This window comes from Marinobacter sp. UBA2498 (assembly GCF_002341575.1).
In the GTDB taxonomy this organism is placed as follows: domain Bacteria; phylum Pseudomonadota; class Gammaproteobacteria; order Pseudomonadales; family Oleiphilaceae; genus Marinobacter; species Marinobacter manganoxydans.
The window spans coordinates 557-5,500 of record NZ_DDOI01000083.1 but is presented as its reverse complement, the minus strand read 5'-3'; the positions used below and the strand labels follow the sequence as shown (position 1 = coordinate 5,500).

The window sequence follows — 4,944 nt, the reverse complement described above, 5'->3', positions numbered from 1 at the left end:
AGCCTGGTGATCACAGGTCCGGTGGCCGGCCTGTTTGGCTATTTCTTCTTGTCGGAGCGCCCCGTATTACTGGGCTCACTGATGCTGATGGCTTCCGGGGGTATTCTGTACCTGATTTTCCAGGACATCGCTCCTCAGTCGAGGCTTGACCGGCATTGGGGGCCACCTCTGGGAGCGGTCCTTGGGTTCTGTATTACCCTGTTCAGTCATTACCTGGTGATCTAGGCCATGACTTGAGTATCAGGCAATCTTCCGTGCATCTTCCTTGCGCAGGATTTCCTCGACGTCCTCTGCTGACAGCGTTTCCTGTTTCAGCACGGCTTTGGCCAGTGCGTCCAACTGGTTTCGGTGCTCGGTCAGGAAGTCGAGGGTTGCCTTCTCGAGGGCCAGGAGCTGGGACTGGATTTCCTCGTCAATCATCTCAGCCATCTTTTCGCTGAACTCCCTCGGCATGCCCATCTCCCGGCCCAGGAAAACATGTTCCTCGCCGATGTTCAGGCCCAGCGGGCCGATCTTTTCGCTCATGCCCCACTGGCCGATCATCTTGCGTATCAGCGCGGTGGCCTCCTTGAGGTCGTTCTGGGCGCCGGTACTGACTTCTCCGTAGATCAGCTTTTCCGAGCAGCGACCGCCAAGCATCACCTTGATGCGATCCTTAAGATAGCTTTCGGTGTAGGTGTAGTGATCTTCCCGCGGGGTTTGTTCCGTCACTCCCATGGCCATGCCGTGGGGAATGATGGTCAACTTGGTAAGGGGATCCGCGTTCGGCATGTAGTAGGCCATGATGGCGTGACCACACTCGTGGTAGGCAACAGCCTCACGCTCCTGCGGGTTCAGCTTGGTGTCGCGCTCTTCACCGAGAATAATTCTGTCCCGGGCCAGATCAAAGCAATGGGCATTCACCTCATGCAGGCTTTCGCGGGCTGCGGTGAGCGCCGCTTCATTTACGAGGTTCTTGAGATCCGCCCCGGAAAAGCCGATGGTGCGTGCGGCCAGTTGATCCAGGTCGACATCATTCGCCAGGGGCACCTTTCGCACGTGAACGGCCAGGATCGCCGCACGGGCCTCCTTGTGGGGGCGGTCGAGGGTGATCTTGCGGTCAAAACGGCCCGGGCGGAGCAGGGCACTGTCGAGTACGTCCGGCCGGTTAGTGGCAGCCAGTACCAGAACATTTTCGTGAGCCTCGAAACCGTCCATTTCCGTGAGGATCTGGTTCAGTGTCTGCTCGCGTTCATCATGGCCACCACCCAGGCCCGCACCACGTGATCGGCCAATGGCATCCAGTTCGTCGATGAAAATCAGCGCCGGCGCGTCTTTCCGGGCTTCCTTGAACATGTCCCGAACCCGCGCGGCGCCGACACCCACGAACATCTCGATGAATTCCGAGGCGCTGATGCTGTAGAAGGGCACCTCGGCTTCGCCGGCGATGGCCCGGGCCAGTAGTGTCTTGCCGGTGCCCGGCGGGCCGACCAGAAGCACGCCCTTGGGCATGACGGCACCCAGTGCCCGGTATTTTTCGGGAGATTTCAGGAAATCGATGATCTCGGCAATTTCCCGCTTGGCGGATTCAATGCCGGCCACGTCGTCCAGGGTGGCGGTAGAGGTTTCCTTGTGGGCCCGCCGTGCCTTGGAGCGGCTGAAATCAAACGGGCCGCCACCCTGTGTCATGCGTTTCTGCGCTGCACCCCAGAACCAGAACATCAGCGCCAGCAGCAGGATCCAGGGCAGGAAGCCGCGAATCATTTCCTGCCACCAGGGCAGACCTGATGGCGTGGCCCGAATGGTGACACTGTGCTCTTCAAGAAGGTTGAGCAGCGACGGGTCTTCCATGGGCGGGCGGATGGTATGGAAACCGGGCGTGCTGGTGTGGGGTGGGCTGTCAGAGCTGAAATCGGCTGCACCGCTGTCGGTGAACAAGCCGGTAATGGCTTCTTCTTTCAACGTGACTTCTGCCACCTGATTGTTCACAACAGCCGTCTTGAATTCCGAGTAGGCGAGGTCCTGAAGCCGCGGTTGTCCGCCATCCTGCAGCCAGAGCACCATCAGGAAGATGGCAGCGCTCAGCCAAAGGAACGCAGACTGGTTCGGAATGACCGGTTGTTGGTTATGATCCGGTTTCTGTTGCTGGTTGTCTGGCCCACTCGGTGCTGTCATTTCGGTCTCCGGTCGCCCTCCATGATCTTCGCCACGAAGACAGATTTGCCGTAGGTCTCGAACGACCATTTCATGGTGTCCGAGAGCACGCCCATAACCTCATCATAGTCGCCGAAAATCTCGGTGCTCATTCGCCCCGGATAGACTTCCAGTCCGGTCTGCTCCAGGCGCGCGATCAGGTCTTTGATTGGCTGCTTGTACTCCTCTTTCAGGGGATAGCAGCTCAGTTGTACAGAAAGATACATAAAGCCTCCATTCAGGTCAGTGACCCTGGTCAATTGCCCGTTAATAGCCCATGGCCGACGAAGTGCTCCTCCTCGGGTCCGCGCCACCATTGAGAACACCCTCTTCGTCAATCAGGATGCTCTGGATGGCGCCCATGGCTGATCCACCGACCACCGTGTGCCCCCGCTCCTGCAGAAGCCGGATGGTGTCGGGGCTGATGCCCTGTTCGATCCGGATTTCATCCGGCAGCCACTGGTGGTGCATGCGCGGAGCGCTCACGGCGGTCTGGATGTTCATTCCATGATCAATCACATTGAGGATCACCTGCAAGGTGGTGGTAATGATCCGGGAGCCTCCGGGGCTGCCGGTAACCAGAACGTTCTTGCCATCCTTCTTAACGATAGTGGGCGACATGGAGCTCAGCATGCGTTTGCCGGGCTCGACCTTGTTGGCTTCGCCACCGATCAGGCCATAAGCGTTGGGCACACCGGGCTTGGCACTGAAGTCGTCCATTTCGTTGTTAAGCAGGAATCCAGCGCCTTCCACCGTAATGCCGGATCCATAACTGAAATTGATTGTGTAGGTGTTGGACACGGCGTTGCCCCATTTATCCACCACGGAAAAATGGGTGGTTTCAGGGCTTTCCCAGGCAGCTGGCTGGCCGGGATTGATGTCGCTGGCCGGTCGTGCCCTGTCTGGATCAATGCCTTTGCGCAGTTCTTCTGCGTAGCCTTTGCTGGTTAACCCCGCCAGCGGCACCTCCACATAATCCGTGTCGCCGAGGTATTTTGAACGGTCCGCGTAGGCCAGTTTCATGGCTTCGGCCATGTGATGAATCGCATCAGCGGAGTTATGGCCAAACTCGGCCATCGGGAAGCCTTCCAGGATATTCAGGATCTGGACAATGTGCGTGCCGCCGGAGGAGGGCGGCGACATCGAGAAAATATCGTACCCGCGATAGTTGCCGTGAACCGGCGCCCGGACAACCGGGCGATAGTCTTTCAGGTCCTGGTGCGTGATGAGGCCGCCATTCCGTTCCATTTCGCTGGCAATCAGATCGGCGGTTTCGCCTTCGTAAAAGCCTTTCACGCCGTTGTCGGCAATGCGCTGGAGTGTTGCCGCCAGTTCCGGCTGTCGAAAGCGTTTCCCGGGCTGCCAGGCGCTGCCGTCTTCCCTATAAAAGGTGTCACGGGTGGCGGGCCATCGCTCGAGTCTCTCCCGGGCCTGCTCCAGACCTTCAGTAAAACGCTGGGGCACTACGAAACCGTCTTGGGCCAGTTTGATGGCCGGCGCCAGTGCCTGCTTGAGGGTAATGGTGCCGTGCCGCTCCAGCGCCAGTGCAAGGCCGGCAACTGTGCCCGGAACCCCTGCGGCCAGGTGGGTAAAACGACTGCGGTTCCTGACCACCTCGCCGGATTCGTCCTGGAACATGGTTTCTGTGGCGGCAGCGGGCGCTTTTTCGCGATAATCAATGGCTTCCGGATCTGATCCGTCGCCCCTGGAAATCAGCATGAAACCGCCACCGCCAATGTTGCCGGAACGGGGCTGGGTAACAGCGAGTGCAAAACCGGCGGTAACGGCTGCATCGATTGCATTGCCGCCGTTTTTCAGCACTTCCAGAGCCACCTCGGTGGCCAGTGTATGGCTGGTGGCAACCATGCCCTGGGTTGCGGTAACCGGGTGAAACCGCTCACCCTCGAGAATGGCCTGTCCGAAGGCCGGCGCGGTGGTGATGAAAAAGGTCAAGGCGGCCGCAATCGAAAGGCGGCCTGAGCGCCCCGTGGCGAGGTTTTTGATTGTGCGTTGGTAGAGGCCTCTATCCATATCTCCATTCCTCGTTTCTGGCGTTCAGATAGGCTATGATAGCCGGTCATTTTCATAGGTGCGTACCGTTAACCTGCCGTTAATGTCGGCGGTGATTCCCCGACGCACCTGCTTTCCCGGATTTCAGTTAAGGAAAGGCTTTCATGGAGCATACCTATCGTCTTGTGATTTCCTGCCCCGACCGGGTGGGAATTGTCGCCAAGGTGAGTAATTTTCTGTCGACATACAATGGCTGGATTACCGAGGCGAGTCACCATTCCGACACGCAAACCGGCTGGTTTTTCATGCGGCACGAGATCAAGGCCACCTCGATTCCGTTCGGTCTGGACCAGTTCCGCGCCGCGTTTGAGCCGATTGCCCGCGAATTCAATATGAACTGGCACATTGCCGACTCGGCCCAGCCCAAGAAAGTCATCCTGATGTGCAGCAAGGAATCCCATTGTGTGGCTGATCTGCTGCACCGCTGGCACAGCAAGGAGATCAATGCCGAGATCGTGGCGGTCATCTCCAACCACGACGACCTGCGCCGGATGGTGGAGTGGCATGAGATTCCCTACCACCACGTGCCGGTAAGCAAGGAAAACAAAGAGGAAGCTTTCGCCCATATTGATGAGCTGTTCCAGAAATATGAGGCCGATGTGGTGGTGCTGGCGCGCTACATGCAGATCCTGTCGGACGAGCAGGCGGCGCATTTCGCCGGGCGCTGCATCAACATCCACCACAGCTTCCTGCCCGGCTTCA

At 58.5% G+C, this 4,944-nt stretch carries 4 protein-coding genes and 1 pseudogene; 2 read left to right on the top strand and 3 right to left on the bottom strand.

Annotation, left to right across the window (positions count from 1 at the left end; genetic code table 11):
- Window positions 1-225, top strand: a pseudogene (locus B2W52_RS11480) (divalent cation transporter); the annotation flags it as partial.
- A gap of 15 nt (window positions 226-240) precedes the next feature.
- Here the strand turns inward: B2W52_RS11480 and ftsH are convergent.
- The 3 genes from ftsH to ggt are packed head-to-tail and all read right to left on the bottom strand — an operon-like array spanning window position 241 to window position 4,203.
- Window positions 241-2,154 carry an ATP-dependent zinc metalloprotease FtsH gene (gene ftsH / locus B2W52_RS11475; RefSeq protein ID WP_273017910.1) on the bottom strand — a complete coding sequence of 638 codons (1,914 nt, stop codon included), beginning with the start codon at window positions 2,152-2,154 and terminating at the stop codon, window positions 241-243.
- Window positions 2,151-2,399 (bottom strand): thiamine-binding protein, encoded by a 249-nt coding sequence (locus B2W52_RS11470; protein ID WP_014576785.1) that lies wholly within the window; start codon window positions 2,397-2,399, stop codon window positions 2,151-2,153. The genes ftsH and B2W52_RS11470 overlap by 4 nt, the downstream gene beginning before the upstream one ends.
- A gap of 40 nt (window positions 2,400-2,439) precedes the next feature.
- Window positions 2,440-4,203, bottom strand: coding sequence for a gamma-glutamyltransferase (ggt, locus tag B2W52_RS11465; protein WP_008172072.1), 1,764 nt, complete (start codon window positions 4,201-4,203; stop codon window positions 2,440-2,442).
- A gap of 143 nt (window positions 4,204-4,346) precedes the next feature.
- On the opposite strand from ggt, the gene B2W52_RS11460 reads away from it, so the two are divergent.
- On the top strand, window positions 4,347-4,944 hold a 598-nt coding region (locus tag B2W52_RS11460), incomplete at its 3' end, for a formyltetrahydrofolate deformylase (RefSeq protein WP_286803124.1).

Coding starts and splice junctions, on each gene's coding strand:
- ftsH (WP_273017910.1), bottom strand. CDS start 2,154: ATGACAGCACCGAGTGGGCCAGACAACCAGCAACAGAAACCGGATCAT.
- B2W52_RS11470 (WP_014576785.1), bottom strand. CDS start 2,399: ATGTATCTTTCTGTACAACTGAGCTGCTATCCCCTGAAAGAGGAGTAC.
- ggt (WP_008172072.1), bottom strand. CDS start 4,203: ATGGATAGAGGCCTCTACCAACGCACAATCAAAAACCTCGCCACGGGG.